This window comes from Microvirga tunisiensis, from assembly GCF_009296175.1.
GTDB lineage: Bacteria > Pseudomonadota > Alphaproteobacteria > Rhizobiales > Beijerinckiaceae > Microvirga > Microvirga tunisiensis.
Genome location: NZ_VOSK01000882.1, coordinates 1 through 879, shown reverse-complemented (window position 1 = coordinate 879; position 879 = coordinate 1). Strand labels below are relative to the sequence as shown.

The 879-nt window shown below is 61.9% G+C and carries 1 protein-coding gene; it reads right to left on the bottom strand.

Features of this window, described 5'->3' with window-relative positions:
• Nucleotides 1-490: 490 nt before the first annotated feature.
• Nucleotides 491-879: transposase (locus FS320_RS44305; RefSeq protein WP_152718770.1), on the bottom strand; the 389-nt coding region annotated here is incomplete at its 5' end.

Here is an 879-nt window from a genome sequence, read left to right as displayed (position 1 = left end):
AGCTCCTCGACAAAGACGTCGATCACCCGCACTGGATTCTCGTCACTGACGTACTCGTCGAGGCAGGTGGGGAACAAGGTGCCCTGGCTGCGCTCCTGGCCTTGGACAAACCGCTTCATCGCGATCCCTCCAGTCCGTGCTAACCCAACCAGATTACCAAATCCTGCGTTTTGACACAGCCCTCACATGAGGGTGGGGTGGTCAAGCGGTTTGATCAGGGCATCATCATAGGATCTCCCGTTGTAGAGCGGACGCGCGGGTCTGAGCCTCATCCACGACGCGGCCCGAGTGCGGGCACGGTCCACCTCACATGCGGTCGCCGTTCAGAACGGCTGCACCATCATCCCGCTTGCGGCGGGCCAGGCTCAGGACGGCGGGACCCTTCTCGAACAGCGGCAGGCAAGGCCATGGCTGTGTTCGGTTCGCCGACCCGCATCCGCCAGGACTGATCAGATCCTGGAAGATGACTCGATGAGGCAAAGTTCAGGTGTCATGCGGCCTTCATCTTCGCTCCTTCGATCACTACGCCGGTGGTGACGTACTTCCACAGGGCCACCAGAAGCTTGCGCGCCAGCGCGACAATAGTTGTCTTGCGCTGGCGGCTGCCGCTGGCTCTGACCCGGTCCTTGAACCATTGGCTGAGGGCTGAATGCGGCTGGTGACGCAACCAGAGCCACGCGAGTTGGATCATGATCGTGCGCAGCCGTGGATTGCCGGCCTTGGACACCCCTTGCTCGCGATCAATCGATCCACTCTTCCAGGGTGTCGGCGCCAAGCCCGCATAGGCTGCCACCTGCCGCCGGTTGTCAAAGTGCCGAAACAGGCCTTCCGACCACAGCGCACCCGCAAACCCTGATCCAATCCCCTTGAGGCCGAGCA